The 15,447-nt window shown below is 65.3% G+C and carries 16 protein-coding genes and 1 tRNA gene; 10 read left to right on the forward strand and 7 right to left on the reverse strand.

The genetic code is table 11. The features are described 5' to 3' along the window. Positions 1-23 precede the first annotated feature (23 nt). Positions 24-242 carry a hypothetical protein gene (locus tag AB8841_RS22915; protein WP_370438074.1) on the reverse strand — a complete coding sequence of 73 codons (219 nt, stop codon included), beginning with the start codon at positions 240-242 and terminating at the stop codon, positions 24-26. A gap of 236 nt (positions 243-478) precedes the next feature. On the opposite strand from AB8841_RS22915, the gene AB8841_RS22920 reads away from it, so the two are divergent. From AB8841_RS22920 to AB8841_RS22930, 3 genes are all read left to right on the forward strand, one after another. Beyond that, positions 479-553: transfer RNA gene (locus tag AB8841_RS22920), tRNA-Thr, on the forward strand. A 132-nt stretch (positions 554-685) separates the two neighbouring features. After that, the gene (locus tag AB8841_RS22925; protein WP_370438075.1) at positions 686-1,486 is read left to right on the forward strand and encodes a TrmH family RNA methyltransferase; all 801 of its coding nucleotides are present in this window, start codon (positions 686-688) and stop codon (positions 1,484-1,486) included. 130 nt (positions 1,487-1,616) lie between these two features. Next, on the forward strand, positions 1,617-2,615 hold the full coding sequence (locus AB8841_RS22930; RefSeq protein ID WP_370438076.1) for an MBL fold metallo-hydrolase: 999 nt from the start codon (positions 1,617-1,619) through the stop codon (positions 2,613-2,615). 18 nt (positions 2,616-2,633) lie between these two features. Here AB8841_RS22930 and cutA read toward each other — a convergent pair whose 3' ends face one another. Next, entirely contained in the window at positions 2,634-2,957 is a 324-nt protein-coding gene (gene cutA / locus AB8841_RS22935) for a divalent-cation tolerance protein CutA (protein ID WP_370438077.1), read from the reverse strand. A 51-nt stretch (positions 2,958-3,008) separates the two neighbouring features. Here cutA and AB8841_RS22940 point away from each other — a divergent pair, with 51 nt between their 5' ends. The 4 genes from AB8841_RS22940 (at position 3,009) to AB8841_RS22955 (ending at position 5,928) form a co-directional block, all read left to right on the forward strand. Next, the gene (locus AB8841_RS22940; protein WP_370438078.1) at positions 3,009-3,782 is read left to right on the forward strand and encodes an NAD kinase; all 774 of its coding nucleotides are present in this window, start codon (positions 3,009-3,011) and stop codon (positions 3,780-3,782) included. Positions 3,783-3,833: 51 nt separating this feature from the next. Beyond that, positions 3,834-4,313, forward strand: a complete 480-nt coding sequence (locus AB8841_RS22945; protein WP_370439348.1) for a MaoC family dehydratase — start codon at positions 3,834-3,836, stop codon at positions 4,311-4,313. After that, a complete protein-coding gene (locus AB8841_RS22950; RefSeq protein ID WP_370438079.1) occupies positions 4,313-5,191 on the forward strand; it encodes a CoA ester lyase in 879 nt (292 codons plus the stop codon). The genes AB8841_RS22945 and AB8841_RS22950 overlap by 1 nt, the downstream gene beginning before the upstream one ends. 143 nt (positions 5,192-5,334) lie before the next feature. Continuing rightward, on the forward strand, positions 5,335-5,928 hold the full coding sequence (locus AB8841_RS22955) for a GNAT family N-acetyltransferase (protein ID WP_370438080.1): 594 nt from the start codon (positions 5,335-5,337) through the stop codon (positions 5,926-5,928). Positions 5,929-6,071: 143 nt separating this feature from the next. Here AB8841_RS22955 and AB8841_RS22960 read toward each other — a convergent pair whose 3' ends face one another. Both AB8841_RS22960 and AB8841_RS22965 read right to left on the reverse strand, forming a co-directional pair. Then, positions 6,072-6,680, reverse strand: coding sequence for a flavin reductase family protein (locus AB8841_RS22960; RefSeq protein WP_370438081.1), 609 nt, complete (start codon positions 6,678-6,680; stop codon positions 6,072-6,074). Positions 6,681-6,684: 4 nt separating this feature from the next. Further along, on the reverse strand, positions 6,685-7,248 hold the full coding sequence (locus AB8841_RS22965; protein ID WP_370438082.1) for a nitroreductase: 564 nt from the start codon (positions 7,246-7,248) through the stop codon (positions 6,685-6,687). Between the two features lie 271 nt (positions 7,249-7,519). Between AB8841_RS22965 and AB8841_RS22970 the strand changes: the two genes are divergently transcribed. The 3 genes from AB8841_RS22970 (at position 7,520) to AB8841_RS22980 (ending at position 12,428) form a co-directional block, all read left to right on the forward strand. Next, positions 7,520-9,964, forward strand: a complete 2,445-nt coding sequence (locus AB8841_RS22970; RefSeq protein WP_370438083.1) for a YfhO family protein — start codon at positions 7,520-7,522, stop codon at positions 9,962-9,964. Positions 9,965-10,031: 67 nt separating this feature from the next. Then, positions 10,032-10,922: a hypothetical protein gene (locus tag AB8841_RS22975; protein WP_370439349.1), complete on the forward strand. Its 891-nt coding sequence runs from the start codon at positions 10,032-10,034 to the stop codon at positions 10,920-10,922. A 132-nt stretch (positions 10,923-11,054) separates the two neighbouring features. Further along, positions 11,055-12,428, forward strand: coding sequence for a CBS domain-containing protein (locus tag AB8841_RS22980; RefSeq protein WP_370438084.1), 1,374 nt, complete (start codon positions 11,055-11,057; stop codon positions 12,426-12,428). Positions 12,429-12,493: 65 nt separating this feature from the next. Here AB8841_RS22980 and thrS read toward each other — a convergent pair whose 3' ends face one another. The 3 genes from thrS to AB8841_RS22995 all read right to left on the reverse strand — a co-directional run bounded on the left by thrS (position 12,494) and on the right by AB8841_RS22995 (position 15,372). Then, positions 12,494-14,506 carry a threonine--tRNA ligase gene (gene thrS / locus AB8841_RS22985; protein ID WP_370438085.1) on the reverse strand — a complete coding sequence of 671 codons (2,013 nt, stop codon included), beginning with the start codon at positions 14,504-14,506 and terminating at the stop codon, positions 12,494-12,496. A gap of 78 nt (positions 14,507-14,584) precedes the next feature. Next, entirely contained in the window at positions 14,585-14,926 is a 342-nt protein-coding gene (yidD, locus tag AB8841_RS22990; protein WP_370438086.1) for a membrane protein insertion efficiency factor YidD, read from the reverse strand. Further along, entirely contained in the window at positions 14,926-15,372 is a 447-nt protein-coding gene (locus AB8841_RS22995) for an iron-sulfur cluster assembly scaffold protein (RefSeq protein WP_370438087.1), read from the reverse strand. The genes yidD and AB8841_RS22995 overlap by 1 nt, the downstream gene beginning before the upstream one ends. Positions 15,373-15,447 lie beyond the last annotated feature (75 nt).

Genomic DNA, 15,447 nt, shown 5'->3' on the forward strand with positions numbered 1-15,447 from the left:
TCTGCGGTGCTCACGATCGGCGGTCAGTAGCAGGTCGTGACCCGCCGCACGATCCAGCCTTCGCCCTTGACGAAGAGCCGCTTGCGGGAACGATCGCAGGTCGAGGTGTCGACCGACCCCGTCTGGAGGGAACCGGTCTCCTCGATATCCTTGGCGGCCACGGTCGCCCCTTTGGCCTTCACGGATTGGGCGACAGGGGCCTCGCGTGACGCGCGCGCAGCTTCCGCAGGCAGAGGCGCCAAGGCAAACCCAACCGCGATCCCGAGAGCAGCGGCGAATACAATCCTGCTCTCAAGAAGAGACTTACCGCTTTCAAATGAAGCACTTAGACGTTTCACAGCACCGTCTCCTTAGCCATCCTTTCCCAGACAATTCCACAATCCGGGGATGGTTGCGGTGCGCTGGAACACTTAATTTTTCCCACGTGATGGAACTTGCGTCCCGGGCAGGCTGCTGCTACCTCACGGACGACACCAGAGCCGGTGTAGCACAGCGGTAGTGCAGCGGTTTTGTAAACCGAAGGTCGGGAGTTCGATCCTCTCCACCGGCACCATTTTCCTTCCACCACACAGATGCACCGCGAAGGATCTGCCCAAACCTCGGCAGGTCCGCTCCTTGCCCCAATTCTCGCGGCCCCAATTCTCATGCGCGCCGCGCGAGCGATACAGCACGGAAAGGACGACCGATGCCGATTGCCATTTCCGATCCGGACGATCCTCGGATCGAACCGTATCGCGCCGTGCGCGAACGGGATCTGGTAGGGCGGCAGCACCGTTTCATCGCCGAGGGCGAGGTGGTCCTGCGCGTGCTGCTGAAGCAGCGGCGCTTCGTGATCGAATCCCTGCTGCTCGCCGAGAACCGGCTCGAGAGCTTAGGCGACGCGGTCGAGGGCCTGCCTGAGACCGTGCCGGTCTATACGGCCGGCCGTCAGGTCATGGACGCCATCGTGGGCTTTCCGATTCATCGCGGGGTCCTGGCCGTCGCGCGTCGCGAGCCGCTTCCCTCCATCGAGAATTTCCTGGCCGGGATGCCGCCGGACGCGCTCGTCGTCGGCCTCGTCGGATTGGCCAATCACGACAATGTCGGGGGCATTTTCCGCAATGCCGCCGCCTTCGGAGCGCAGGGCGTTCTGCTCGACCCGGAAAGCTGCGATCCGCTTTACCGGAAGGCGATTCGCGTGTCCGTCGGCGGCGCCCTCGTGGTGCCCTTCGCCCGCGCGGCCTCGGCCGATGCGATGGTGCGGGCCCTCCAATCGGCCTCCTTCGAGATTCTCGCCCTCTCTCCCTCCGGCAAGGAGATTCTCTCCCAGGTGAAGCCCTCGTGCCGGACGGCGCTGCTGCTGGGCGCCGAAGGCCCGGGCCTTCCGCCCGATCTCCTGGATCGGACGCGCACCGTCTCCATTCCGATGAGCGGCGGCTTCGATTCGCTGAACGTCGCCACCACGAGCGGCATCGCCCTGCATCATCTTACCTCCAGGCTTCCCTGAGGGGCCTGGACCCACCCTCGGGAGGCTGCAGGAACCCTTGCCCGCTCGCCGAGTTGTGAAGAACCGTTCTCTTGCCCGGAACCTTGGCCGTTCTACGCTTAAAGGGTCTCTGTCGAGAGGACCCGACTCCATGACCATCACGCGCCGCACCATTCTGGCCGGCACTGCTCTTGCCGCCGCTCCGATCGGAGGATCCATCGCCTTGGCCCAGACCAACACCGCCACGCCCGCCACTCCGCCCTCCACTCCCACGACGGGTCCGCGTCAGGCCCCCGGCTTTTATCGTTACAAGGTCGGCGACATCGAGGTGACGGCCGTCAATGACGGCTTCGCGCAACGCCCGCTCGAAGGGTTCGTCAAGAATGCGGAGCTCAAGGACGTTCAGGCCGCTATGCAGGAAGCCTTCCTGCCAGGCGATGCCCTGCCGATCACCTTCAACACACTCGTCCTGAACCGGGGCGGACGGCTGACCCTGATCGACACGGGCAACGGCGACATGGGCGCCCCGACCTCCGGCCGCTGGATGGAGAACTTCCGCGCCGCGGGCTTCGATCCCTCCCAGGTGGATACGGTCGTGATCAGCCATTTCCACGGCGATCACATCAACGGCCTCCGTCTGAAGGACGGCACGGCGGTATTCCCCAACGCCGAGGTGATGGTGCCCGAGCCGGAATGGGCCTTCTGGATGGACGATACCCGCATGAACCAGGCCCCGGAGGGCATGAAGGGCGCCTTCCAGGGCGTGCGCCGGGTCTTCGGCCCCATCGCGGAAAGCGTCAAACGCTACGGCATGGACAAGGAGATCGTGCCGGGCCTCACGAGCGTCGCCGCTCCTGGCCATACGCCGGGTCACACCGCGTATATTCTGTCCTCGGGCTCCGGGCGGCTGATGATCATGTCGGACATCACGAATCACCCGGCCCTGTTCGTGCGCCATCCGGACTGGTCCGCCGTCTTCGACATGGATGCGGATCAGGCTCGCGCCACACGCCACCGCATGCTCGACATGGCGGCTTCCGAGCGCGCGCAGGTCGCATTCTATCACGCCCCCTTCCCGTCGACCGGCCATATCGCCAAGGAAGGGAACGGCTATCGCTTCGTGCCGGTTCAGTGGAGCCCGGCGGTCTGATCCGCCGCGCGGGTGGCTTCAGCCGCCCGCCGTCTCGGCCAGAAGCCAGCCGAGGGTGGCCGCGTCGGCCCCCGCAGGCTCGATGAAGAAGATGACCGGCGTCTCGTAGGGATGCCGGTCCTTCAGGGCCTCATGAACCCGATCCCGCAGGCCGGTGCGGGTCTTGAGGATCCCCACGGCCTCCTCTCCCCGCTCGACGGCACCCTTCCAGGCGTAGACCGAGCGCATTCCCGGCAGCATGTTGATGCAGGCGACCAGGCCGTCGCGCACGAGGCTTTCCCCGATCGCGAGCCCGGTATCCACATCCGGAAACGTCGTATAGACGAGAAGTGGGCGTTCCATGGTATGCCTGTGCCTCGTAGCCCTTTTCACGAGCAGCGAGGGTATCTGGGCATGGCCCGTCGTTTCAACAAGATTGCATTCGTGGCCAGCTCGGCACCGGAAGCGCGGAGCGCGCTCGCGGCTCTGGCGGGCAGCTACGAGAACGTCGTCCCCGAGGAGGCGGACGTGATCGTGGCTCTGGGCGGCGACGGGCTGATGCTGCAGACGCTCCATGCCACCATGGGCTCGTCCAAGCCCATCTACGGCATGAACAAGGGCACTGTCGGCTTCCTGATGAACGAATTCCGGGAGGACGAGTTGTTCGATCGCCTGGAGAATGCCGAGCGCAGCGTCGTTCACCCGCTTCTCATGGTGACCTGGGATGTGCACGGCGTGGCTCACACGGCCCGCGCCATCAACGAAGTCGCGATGTTCCGGCAGACCTACCAGGCTTCCAAGCTGCGCATCAGCATCGACGGCAAGGTGCGGATTCTGGAGCTCATCGCCGATGGCATTCTGGTCGCCACGCCGGCCGGATCGACAGCCTATAACCTCTCCGTGGGCGGCCCGATCCTGCCCCTGAACTCGCCCCTGCTCGCATTGACTCCGATCTCCGCATTCCGCCCGCGCCGCTGGCGCGGCGCGCTGCTGCCGGACTACGCCAAGATCGAGATCGAAGTTCTGGAGGCCGAAAACCGCCCTGTGAGCGCGGTGGCCGACCACACTGAGTACCGCAACGTCTCTCGCGTGCATGTCTCCATGGACAGGAGCGTCGATCTCGTGATGCTGCACGATCCCGGACACAGCCTGGACGAACGCATTCTGCGGGAGCAGTTCGGCTATTGATGTCGACGAGCGTGATCACCCTGCCCTTTCCGGCTAAAAGAGGATGGCATGATGAACGATGAAAACAGGCACCCGCGCGGCGGCCTCTATTACGAGGATTTCGTGGTCGGCGCCATCATCAAGCACCGTCTGACCCGGACGGTGACACAGATGGACAACATGCTGTTCTCCAACATGACGCTGAACCCGCAGCCGCTCCACATCGACGCGCATTTCTGCGCGACCGAGACGGAGTGGGGCCAACCGCTCATGAACTCCCTGTTCACGCTCGGATTGATGATCGGGATCTCCGTCAACGACACGACCGTGGGCACGACGATCGCCAATCTGGGCATGACGGACGTGAAGTTTCCCGCCCCCCTCTTCGAGGGCGACACCGTCAGCGCGACGACCGAAATCGCCGACAAGCGCACGTCGAAATCGCGCCCGAACGCAGGAATCGTCGAGTTCATTCATCGCGCCTACAAGCAGGACGGCACTCTCGTGGCCGAGTGCCGCCGCCAGGCCTTCATGCGCAGGAGGAGCGCCTGATGCGCTCGCTTCTCTTCGTTCCCGGCGACAGTTACAGAAAGCTCGGCAAGGCACTCGGATCGGGCGCCGATGCCCTCCTGGTCGACCTTGAGGATTCCGTCGCCCTCGACGCCAAGGACGAGGCACGGCGCGTCACGGCCGAGTTCGTCGCGGAGCATCGTTCGGATAGCCGCCGTCCCCGCCTCTACGTGCGCGTGAACGGCCTCACCACCGGCATGATCGACGCCGATCTCGACCATGTCATGAAGGCCGCGCCTGACGGCATCGTCCTGCCGAAGGCCGTGGGCGGCTCGGACGTGGCGCATCTCGGCGCGAAGCTCGCCGTGCGCGAGGCCGAGTTTGGGCTGGGCGACGGGGCCACCCGCATCCTCGCCATCGCGACGGAAAACGCCGCGGGCGTCTTCGCGCTCGGCACGTTCGGCGGCGCGAGCCATCGCCTCATGGGGCTGACCTGGGGCGGCGAGGATTTGTCCGCCGACCTCGGAGCGGAAACCAATCGCGACGAAAGCGGCGCGTACACCGATCCCTACCGTCTCGCCCGCTCGCTGACCCTTTTCGGCGCGGCCGCCGCAGGCGTCGACGCCGTCGATTCGGTCTTTACCAACTTCCGCGACATGGCGGGTTTGGCGGAGGAATGCCGCGCGGCCCGCCGCGACGGTTTCGTGGCCAAGATGGCGATCCACCCGGCACAGGTGCCCGTGATCAACGAGGCCTTCACGCCGTCGCCGGAAGCGGTGGCGCGCGCGCAGGCCGTGATCGACGCCTTCAGGGCCAATCCGGGCTCGGGCGTCGTCGGCGTGAACGGCGAGATGCTCGACCGCCCGCATCTCCTGCGCGCGGAGCGGCTCTTGAAGCGGGCCGGGACGCTCCCTTCTTAGACGAGCGCATCGTTCTGGCGAAAAACCGGAGCCACTTTTTCGCACGATGCTCCCTTCCTAGGCGAGCGCATCGTTCTTGCGAAAAACCGGGGCCACTTTTTCGCACGATGCGCTAAAACCAGACAATGCGGGAGGGGTCGACAATGAAGACGTCAACGGCGGGAGCAACGGGTTTCGACGCGCAGCCGAGGCTCGTCTCGCCTGTGCTGGAACTCAGGCCGTTGAGACGGGACGACTTCGACGGGCTGTTCGCGGCAGCGGCCCATCCGGAGGTCTGGGCGGGCCATCCCGCGAAGGACCGCCATCGGAGGGACGTCTTCGAGAAATACTTCGAATTCCTCATCGGGACGCGAAGCACGCTGGCCATCATCGATCGCCCATCCGGAAAGATCATCGGCTGCTCGCGCTACTACACGTCTCCGGACCGGCCGGACGACATCGCGATCGGCTTTACCTTCCTGAACCATGCCTATTGGGGCGGTGAAGTGAATTTCGAGCTGAAGCGCCTGATGCTCGACCACGCTTTCGAAACCTATCCCGAGGTGTGGTTCCACATCGGCCCCGACAACGTTCGCTCTCAGAAAGCGACGGCCAAGCTCGGCGCGGAGTTTGTTGCCGAGGCGACGTTGGACCTGTCCGGCACCGCTGCGCCCTATCTGTGCTTTCGGCTGACCCGGGATGCCTGGAGGCGCATGCCCGAAGCAAGGGGCGCCCCGAGCATGGATACAGAAGCCTAGCGCATCGTGCGGAAAAGTGGATCCGGTTTTTCGCCAGAACGATGCGCTCTTTCCAGGAAGAGAGCATCGGACGCGGGAAGTGGATCTGCGCTTCCGGGATCAATGCGATGCTCTCACGAAAGAACAGCGCATCGCACGACGCGCTAGCCGCCCGGCCGCGTCATCGAGAACTTCGTCTCCGGCGTGGCGACGAAATAGTCGCGGTAGCCCGCCCGGGCGATGGGATGCATGGCCGCCGTATCGACCAGTCCGTCCACGATGTAGCGGTCGTCGATATAGACCCCGACCACTTGGCCGATCACCATGAAGTAGGACGGCTCGCCCCCTCCGAGCGGCACCAGCGGCACGGTCTGCAGCCACCTGCATTCGAGGGCCGCCGGGGCCTCGGCCACGCGTGGGGGCCGCACGAGGCGGGAGGGCGCGGCCGTGAGCCCCGCATGATCGAGCTCGCTTTCCCCGCGCGGCAGAACCTTCGAGGTCGCATTCACCTGCTCGCGCAGGTCGAAAGCCGCGAGATTGCAGACGAACTCCTTCGTCTCCTCGATGAAGGTGAGCGCATCCTTCCTTCCCGCCGACGAGAACATGACCATCGGTGGGCGCTCGGACACCGCGTTGAAGAAGGAATAGGGCGAGAGGTTGATCTCGCCCTTCCCGCTCATCGCCGTGATCCAGCCGACGGGACGGGGCGACACGATGGCCTTGAAGGGATCGTGCGGCAGGCCATGGGCGTTGCCGGCGGTTTCGTAATGCATGCGCTTAGAACCGGGTTACGATATCGGCGAGGTTCGGGCGATCGCGATCCGTGGGCTTTTCCTTGGCCGTTCCGATATGGACGTACCCAGCCATGCGCTCCGTGGGGGCGAGGCCCAGCGCATCGAGCACCCGTCGGTCGAAGCAGGCCCAGCCCGACAGCCAGGACGCGCCATAGCCCAGAGCCGTCGCCGCGTTCAGGAGATTCATGCACACGGCACCGGCGGAGAGAACCTGCTCCCATTCGGGGATCTTCGCATGAGGCGCTGCCCGGGACACCACCCCGACCACGAGCGGCGCCTTGGCGAACCTCTCCCGCTCGGCGGCAATCTTCTCCGGATCGGCGTCCGGATTGTCTGCCTGGAAAGCCTGCGCGAGAAGGTCGCCCATCCGCTGCCGGGCGTCCCCTTCGATCAGGATGAAGCGCCAGGGCACCAGCTTGCCATGGTCCGGCACCCGCGCCGCCGCGGTCAACATGGCCTCGATCTCCTGAGCGCTCGGCCCCGGCTCCCCCAGCCAGCGCGGCGGAACGGAACGGCGGCTCAACAGACGGGAAAGGCTTTCATTCATGGGATCTTCATCCAAGCTGAATATTGTGGAACAATGCTTGCGAATGTCCGTGAAGGATAGGGCGGACGGTGTGGGCCTGCCTTGGTCTCGCCGCCTTGCTGCTGTTGAGAACACGGGCGTTCCGAGACGCGATCCGTTGCACAGCCAACAATCGGCAACGGATGTATAGGGGGAGTGCGACGATACGCCAAGCCGGTTTCCGTCCTGCGGCAGCTCAGGGAAGCTGGCTGAGGATGGAACTGCCGCTTACGCGCAGCGCCGCTTGTAAAACATGCAGACATCCGTACCCGGATCTCACACTTCCATACCGACCCTGGAATGGTCCAGGCGCCAGACCTTTCTGGCCCTTGGTCTCATTCTCGCGGTCTGGGCCCTGGCGGCCGCCATCTGGCCCCTGACCGGCTCCGTCGTTCCCTGGGATTCCAAGAACCAGTTCTACCCGACGCTGCGCTATCTCGGAGCCGCGCTCTCCAACGGCGAACTGCCCCTCTGGAATCCATACCATTTCGGCGGCCACCCCTCGGCGGCCGACCCTCAATCGCTGCTGTTCACCCCGACCATGCTGCTGTTCGGATGGCTCGTGCCCGAGCCCTCCATGCAGCTGTTCGACCTCGTGATCTTCGCCCATTTCCTCCCCGGCGCCCTGGCCTTCATTCCTCTTTTCCGGCGGCGCGGATGGCATTGGTCCGGTGCCGTGGTGGCGGCCATCGTGTTCATGCTCGGCGGCTCGGCCAGCGCTCGGCTGCAGCATACGGGCATCATCCTCAGCTACGGCTATTTCCCCCTGGCTCTCTGGCTTCTCGAAGAGGCCATGGACCGGCGGTCCTATCGCTATGGCGTGCTCTTTGCGGTCTCGGCCATCCTGATGGTGATCGGCCGCGATCAGGTGGCCTTCCTCTGCGCCCTTACCCTGATCGGAGTGGCCGTCCATCGCATCTGGTCGGCTCCCCGTCGGCTCGCCTATCTGCGCTCGCGTTTCGGCCTCCTTATCGTCATGGGCCTGATCGGCGCTGCGCTTCTGGCGGTTCCGGTCATCCTGACCATGCAGTTTCTCGCCACCTCGACGAGGCCCTCCTTCGGCTTCGGCGTCGCCGCCATGGGGTCCCTGCCGCCGGAGAGCCTGGCGACGGTCCTGTTCGGCAACATTTTCGGCTCCCTGCGCTGGACCTACGATTACTGGGGGCCGGACTGGCACAGCCTGGCCGAAGGGACCTGGACGGACAGGGCGACGAACTATCTCTTCATCGGCACGATCCCGGCCCTGTTCCTTCTCTGGCACGGCATAGCGGGCGGCAGGCTCTTCGCCCGGGAGTTCCGGTTCTTCCTGATCCTGGGCCTGCTGGCGCTGTTCTACGCGCTCGGCCGGTACACTCCCGGCTTCGAGATGATCTTCGATCATCTGCCGGGCGTGAACCTCTATCGCCGCCCGGCGGACGCCACCTTCCTCATCAATATCGTGCTCGCCTTCTCGTCGGGCTACCTCGTTCATCGCTACGCGGCCGAGGGCATGCCGAGCTGGAGTAATGCCGTGCTCGGCCAGGGCCGCATCGCCCTGACGGCTCTGGCATTCGCACTGGTGATGGCCGCCATCGCCAGCGGCATCGCCTTTTCCATCGAGGGCGGCCATGTTCTCTCGTCCCTGACCGAGGCGGGAGGCGGACTGCTCGCGGCGGCGCTCGTCATGGCGCTCGTCGCGAGGTTCGGCGCCAGTCCACACCGCCGCGAAGCCCTGGTGCTCGCTCTCATCGTTCTGACGGGCGCGGAACTGGTCGGCCGTCACGCCGCCTCGGCGCTCAATGCCGAGCCTGCGGAGCGGTACACGGTGTTCGCCAAGCTGCCGCCGGAACAGCTTCAGGGATTGCAGATCCTCAAGCGCGAACTGGCGGAGCGACACAACGAGGGAGAGTACCCGCGCGTGGAAATTCTCGGCTTGGCGGGCTCCTGGCAGAACGCTTCCATGGTGCTCGAGATCGAGGACATCATCGGCTACAACCCCTTGCGCCTCGCCGATTACGAGCGGGCCATCGGCCCCGGGGAGAATGCCGAGGATCCGAACCTGCGCCAATTCCCCGCCTCGTTCCGGGGCTATGAATGCGAACTGGCGGGCCTGCTCGGGCTCGACTACCTCGTCCTGGACCGTCCGGTCCAGAAGCTTCCCCGCCATTTCCCTCATCTGGCGGACGCGGAGGTCGTCTACGGAACGGGCAAGATGTGGATCTACCGCCTCAACACCAGCGGCCGGCGCGCCTATGTGGCCCATCATGTCCAGGCCGTGGACTCGGAAGAGTTCATAGGGGCCGACGAGCTGCCCGATTTCGACCGCGAGACGGAGGTCCTGATCGACCAGGCGAGCATGCGCCTGCTCAAGGCCCATTATGCTCCGGTCCGTCCCGGCGCCGAGAAGCCCGTGGACAAGGTCAAGATCGTCAGCTACCGACGCAACTCGGTAACGCTCGACGTCGAGAGCGCGGAGCATGGCGTGCTCGTGCTGCACGACATCTACTATCCGGGCTGGGAGGCGCGCGTCGACGGAGAGCGCCGCCCGGTGCTGCGCGCCAACCTGCTGTTCCGGGGCGTGGAAGTCCCGGCCGGGACGCACCGCGTGGAATTCTCCTTCCGTCCCCTGTCCATCGAGAATTTGGTTGCCGCGGCTTCCGATCTCGTGGAAACCGAGGAAGCGCCGATCCAGACCGCCATCGCGGCTCCCGTGCGATAGCGGGATTTTTGAACCTATTTCGATGATGACGTTCCTGAACTCCCGCCTCTCCTTTGTGAGCCTTCTGATGGGGCTGACGGTTTCGGCCGCCTCGGCTCAAACCTTGCCCCAGCCCCAAACCTTGCCGCAGCCGTTCGGGCCGGCCGTTCCCGGCGTGCCCTCTCTCTCCCAGAGCCCTCCCCCTTCGGTCGTGGCGAAGCAGGTGGCGGTCAATACGCGGGCAGTCTTTTCCGAGACCAACGAGCCGATCCGCTCGGGTCTCGTCTGGCGTGTCTTCGAGGATCGGGGCGATACCTCTCAACCGAATATCGTCGCCCGCTCCAACAGTCCTGTCCCGAGCTTTACCCTGTCTCCGGGCAACTACATCGTGCATGTGGCCTACGGCTTCGCCAGCGCCTCCAAGCACATCAGCGTGCAGGCCGGCAATCTGAACGAGCGTCTCGTGGTCAGCGCGGGAGCGCTCAAGCTGAAGGGCGCGGTCGGCGACACCCCGATCCCCGCCAGCCGCGTGACCTTCTCGGTCTATGTGCCGGAGGCACAGAACTCCGAAGGCCGCCTCGTGATCGCCAATGCCAAGCCCGACGAGGTCATCCGCCTGCCCGAGGGCACCTATCACGTGGTGTCGACCTATGGGGACGCCAACGCCATCATGCGCAGCGACCTGAAGGTGGAAACCGGAAAGGTGACGGAAGCGACACTCAATCACCGCGCCGCCACGGTGACGCTCAAGCTCGTGGCCTCCGAAGGGGGCGAGGCATTCGCGGGAACCGCGTTCAGCGTCCTGACCCCCGGCGGCGACGTCATCCGGGAAGCCATCGGCGCATTCCCCTCCGTGACCTTGGCGGAAGGCGAGTACGTCCTGATCGCCCGCCATGAAGGCAAGGTCCACACGAAGGACTTCAAGGTCGAGAGCGGGCTCGACCGGGACATCGAGGTCCTCGTCACCGACAATCCCTGAACCTTTTTCACTCTCGCGGCATTGACCGGACACCAATTCGGTCGCGCCGGGCATGCGCCCGCACCTCCCGTGCATCGTGGATTCCCCTTCCGGATCCGGTGCCGGGGCGTGACCCTGCGAGGGATGAAGCTCATGAGAATTTCAGACATCATGACCCGCAACGTGCGCGTGGTCTCGCCCGACAGAACCGTCCAGGAAGCCGCCCGGCTGATGGACGAGATGAATGTCGGCGTGCTGCCCGTCTGCGATGGGCGCCGCCTGCGCGGCATGATCACGGACAGGGACATCACCGTCCGGGCGACGGCGGCGGGTCTTCCGCCCGATACGACACGCGTGCGCGACGTCATGTCGGATAACGTCTGGTGGTGCTTCGACGACGATGATGTCGGCCACATCGTGCAGCTGATGAGCGAGCACCAGATCCGCCGCCTGCCCGTCGTCGATCACGACAAGCACCTCGTCGGCATCGTCGCGCTGGGCGACCTCGCAACCGACAGCGAGGGCGACGCTTCCCGCGCCCTGAACCGCATCTCCACCCCGTCCGAACCCGACCGCACGGGCACTCCGACCTCGGCCCGCGCCGATCAGACCCGTCAGGGCGGCCAGGCGCGATTGAGCAGCGACGAGCGGCGGGAGCTCGATCAACGCCTGAGACACGGGGACGACGACTGGCGCCACCGTCCTCACGATTACCATGATGCCGGCACCCGATATCCGGAGCGCGACAGACGGCGCGGCGGCGTCGAATTCCGGTACCGCGACGAGGACGATGTGCGCGCCGCCTTCGGCAGCTTCGGCTATCCCGGCGAGGAAGGCATGCGCGATGCGCGGATGCGCGGCGGGTTCGGCGGCGAGGGCTACCAGAACTACGGCGACGAGTATGCGGGTCGCGGCTCCGCCGGGCGCGGCTATCGTCCGAAGCGCTACGGCGCCTCCACCATCACGGGCGAGCGCGCACGTCCCGGCGACGACAGCAGCGATGAGGACCGCCGCATGCAGGATCGCGAGCGCGCCTGGAGCCTCGTGAACGAGCGGCGCGACCACAGCAATTACGGCGTCGGCCCCGGCAACACGCGCTTCGACAACGACGCCACCGCGAGCCGGGGCGAAGTGCGCCGCGAGGACCATCGCGGGCGCGGACCCCGCAACTACCAGCGCTCGGATGACCGCATCCGCGAGGACGTGAACGAGCGCCTCAGCGACGATGCGCGCCTCGATGCATCGGAAATCGAGGTCACGGTGCAGAACCGGGAGGTCACCCTTACCGGCACCGTGCGGGACCGGAACGAGAAGCGCTGGGCCGAGGACATCGCCGAATCCGTCTCGGGCGTCACGCATGTGCAGAACAACCTGCGCGCCGGCCAGCGGCAGGGCGAGCACAGGACGGGCACGGAATCAGGCGATGCCGCCGCGATGAGCCACAATCCCGGCAGCGGCACGGCGGGAACGACGGCCGGCACGGCTCCGGGCGGACGCAAGAGCGGGCGCCAGCGGCAGACGACGTGACCCCAGGCATGAAAAAGGCGGCGCCTCCCTTGGGGAGGCGCCGCCTTCGCTTGTACTAATCAATGTTATGCCACGGTGCGTGCGACCACGTGATGGCCGTCGAGGGTGGCATGCGCATCGGGCTCCGCGACGGCCTCGGCGGCCCGTCTGCGGTCTGGCGTGATCGCCTCCATGGCGAGCGCTCTCAAGGCATCGTCGAGCGTCATGGTCTGCTGATTGGGGCTGCCGAGCCGGCGGATCGACACCGTGCGCTCGGCGGCCTCCTTCTTGCCGACCACGAGAAGCACCGGCACCTTCACCAGCGAGTGCTCGCGGACCTTGTAGTTGATCTTCTCGTTACGAAGATCGGGCTCGACCCGCAGGCCCATGGCCTCCGCCGCCCGCACCACTTCCATGGCGTATTCGTCGCCCTCGGACGTGATGGTGGCGACGACCGCCTGCACGGGCGCGAGCCAGAGCGGGAAGTGACCGGCGAAGTGCTCGATCAGGATGCCGGTAAAGCGCTCCATCGAACCGCAGATCGCGCGATGCACCATGACGGGCGTCTTCTTCTGGCCGTCCGCGTCGACATAAAACGCGCCGAACCGCTCCGGCAGGTTGAAGTCGACCTGCGTGGTGCCGCATTGCCAGTCGCGGCCGATGGCGTCGCGCAGGACATACTCGAATTTGGGTCCGTAGAAGGCGCCTTCGCCCGGGTTGATCGCGGTCTTGATGCGTCCGCCCGACTGCTCCTCGATCTGCTTCAGAACGCGGGTCATCACCTCCTCGGCGTGGTCCCACATCTCGTCCGTGCCGACACGCTTCTCAGGACGTGTCGAGAGCTTCACGACGATCTCGTCGAAGCCGAAATCGGCATAGGTCGAGAGAATCAGGTCGTTGATCTTCAGGCACTCGGCGGCGAGCTGATCCTCCGTGCAGAAGATATGCGCATCGTCCTGCGTGAAGCCGCGCACCCGCATGAGGCCGTGGAGCGCGCCCGACGGCTCGTAGCGGTGCACGTTGCCGAACTCGGCGAGGCGCAGCGGCAGGTCGCGGTAGGACTTCAGTCCATGCTTGAAGATCTGCACGTGGCCCGGGCAGTTCATGGGCTTGATCGCGAAGACCCGGTCGTCCTCGGTCTGCGTGGCGAACATGTTCTCGCGATACCAGCCCCAGTGCCCGGAGGTCTCCCACAGGGCCTTGTCGAGGATCTGCGGCGCGTTGACCTCCTTGTATTCGCCCTTCAGGCGGCGGCGCATGTAGGAGATCAGCTCCTGGAACACCGTCCAGCCCTTCGGGTGCCAGAAGACGACGCCCGGCCCCTCCTCCTGGAAGTGGAACAGGTCCATCTCGCGGCCCAGGCGGCGGTGATCGCGCTTCTCTGCCTCCTCGAGTTGCCGGATGTAGTTGTCGAGGTCCTCCTGGTTCACCCAGGCGGTCGCGTAGATGCGGGTGAGCATCGCGTTCTTCGAGTCGCCGCGCCAATAGGCGCCGGCCACCTTCATGAGCTTGAAGGCATTGCCGATCTTGCCCGTGGAGGTCATGTGCGGACCACGGCAGAGATCGAACCAATCGCCCTGGAAGTAGATCTTGAGGTCCTGGCCTTCCGGGATCGCGTCGACGAGCTCGACCTTGTAGGCCTCGCCTTTCTCCTTGAAGACCTGCTTGGCCTTGTCGCGGCTCCAGACCTCCTTCGTGAAGGGTTTGTCGCGCGCGATGATCTCGCGCATCTTCGCCTCGATGGCCGGGAAATCCTCCGGCGTGAACGGCTCGTTGCGGGCGAAATCGTAGTAGAACCCGTTCTCGATCACGGGACCGATGGTCACCTGCGTCCCCGGGAAAAGCTCCTGTACGGCCTCCGCGAGCACGTGCGCGCAATCGTGCCGGATCAGCTCGAGCGAACGGGGATCCTCACGATTGAGGAATTCGATCCTGGCGTCCTTCGCGATCGGATCGGCGAGATCCGTCACGGTGCCGTCGAGAGCCATCGCGACGGTGCGCTTGGCGAGCGACTTGGCAATGCCTTCCACGATCTCGCGGCCAGTGGTGCCGGGGGCATATTGGCGCTGGGCGCCATCGGGAAATGTCAGGGTGATCATCGTCAAATTATCTCCTGGCTCACTCCTGCCAACGGAGCAGGTAAGCGGGGGCCGACGGATTGTTGGACAGGGGCGGGATCAGTCGCCGTCAGGTTCGGCTGCCTCGCAGGTGATCGCAGAGGGATTTTCCGGCGCGTTCACGCCCCGCCAGCGACCATAGGTCCACGGCTTATACCAGCCGGAGCCTTCGGGCAATGTTTCGGGAACATTGTCGATGCCCCGGGTGCCGAAGGGGCCGCAGCGGCAGATGCGGGCGAAACCCATCCAGCCCCCGGGCCAGAAGCCATGCCGCTGGATCGCCTCGTCGGTATATTCCGAGCAAGACGGCAAATGGCGGCACTGACGGCCGACGAGGCCCGAGAGGCTGAGCTGATAGCCCCGGATCGCCCAATGGGCCGCCTGCTGGACGGGATTGGGCATCAATCCTCGCCCCGGGAACGGCGCGCCTCGATCCGGTCGAGGGCATCGACCACCGCGTCGAAGGTGAGAAGAATCGACGCATGGCGGGCCTTGTAGTCGCGCAGAGGCTCGAGGACCTTCAGGTCCTCCCACTTGCCCTGCGGCGTCTCGCCGCCCGCCTTGAGGAGCCGGGTGGCCGCCTCCCGCACCTGCCGCAGCTCGCCGGCGGTCGAGCCGATCACATGCCGCCCCATGATGGCGGAGGAGGCCTGGCCGAGCGCACAGGCCTTCACGTCATGGGCGAAGGCCGTCACGACGTCCCCATCGAGCTTCAGATCGACGGTCACGGTCGAGCCGCACAGCCTGGAATGAGCCGTCGCGGACCCATCCGGCTCGGGCAGCCGCCCGAGATGTGGAATATTTGCCGCAAGCTCCAGGATGCGGCGGCTATAGATATCATTCAGCATTCCGGTCTATTGAGTTCCTGATGGGAATGTGCTCCGCTCTTCCTGTCTACCTATATAGAGATCATGACCGAACTC

The organism is Microvirga sp. TS319 (assembly GCF_041276405.1).
Taxonomy (GTDB): Bacteria; Pseudomonadota; Alphaproteobacteria; order Rhizobiales; family Beijerinckiaceae; genus Microvirga.

Excerpts from the sequence above, each read along its gene's own strand:
- AB8841_RS22925 (WP_370438075.1), top strand. The coding sequence starts at position 686 with ATGCCGATTGCCATTTCCGATCCGGACGATCCTCGGATCGAACCGTAT.
- AB8841_RS22930 (WP_370438076.1), top strand. The coding sequence starts at position 1,617 with ATGACCATCACGCGCCGCACCATTCTGGCCGGCACTGCTCTTGCCGCC.
- cutA (WP_370438077.1), bottom strand. The coding sequence starts at position 2,957 with ATGGAACGCCCACTTCTCGTCTATACGACGTTTCCGGATGTGGATACC.
- AB8841_RS22940 (WP_370438078.1), top strand. The coding sequence starts at position 3,009 with ATGGCCCGTCGTTTCAACAAGATTGCATTCGTGGCCAGCTCGGCACCG.
- AB8841_RS22945 (WP_370439348.1), top strand. The coding sequence starts at position 3,834 with ATGAACGATGAAAACAGGCACCCGCGCGGCGGCCTCTATTACGAGGAT.
- AB8841_RS22950 (WP_370438079.1), top strand. The coding sequence starts at position 4,313 with ATGCGCTCGCTTCTCTTCGTTCCCGGCGACAGTTACAGAAAGCTCGGC.
- AB8841_RS22955 (WP_370438080.1), top strand. The coding sequence starts at position 5,335 with ATGAAGACGTCAACGGCGGGAGCAACGGGTTTCGACGCGCAGCCGAGG.
- AB8841_RS22960 (WP_370438081.1), bottom strand. The coding sequence starts at position 6,680 with ATGCATTACGAAACCGCCGGCAACGCCCATGGCCTGCCGCACGATCCC.
- AB8841_RS22965 (WP_370438082.1), bottom strand. The coding sequence starts at position 7,248 with ATGAATGAAAGCCTTTCCCGTCTGTTGAGCCGCCGTTCCGTTCCGCCG.
- AB8841_RS22970 (WP_370438083.1), top strand. The coding sequence starts at position 7,520 with ATGCAGACATCCGTACCCGGATCTCACACTTCCATACCGACCCTGGAA.
- AB8841_RS22975 (WP_370439349.1), top strand. The coding sequence starts at position 10,032 with ATGGGGCTGACGGTTTCGGCCGCCTCGGCTCAAACCTTGCCCCAGCCC.
- AB8841_RS22980 (WP_370438084.1), top strand. The coding sequence starts at position 11,055 with ATGAGAATTTCAGACATCATGACCCGCAACGTGCGCGTGGTCTCGCCC.
- thrS (WP_370438085.1), bottom strand. The coding sequence starts at position 14,506 with ATGATCACCCTGACATTTCCCGATGGCGCCCAGCGCCAATATGCCCCC.
- yidD (WP_370438086.1), bottom strand. The coding sequence starts at position 14,926 with ATGCCCAATCCCGTCCAGCAGGCGGCCCATTGGGCGATCCGGGGCTAT.
- AB8841_RS22995 (WP_370438087.1), bottom strand. The coding sequence starts at position 15,372 with ATGCTGAATGATATCTATAGCCGCCGCATCCTGGAGCTTGCGGCAAAT.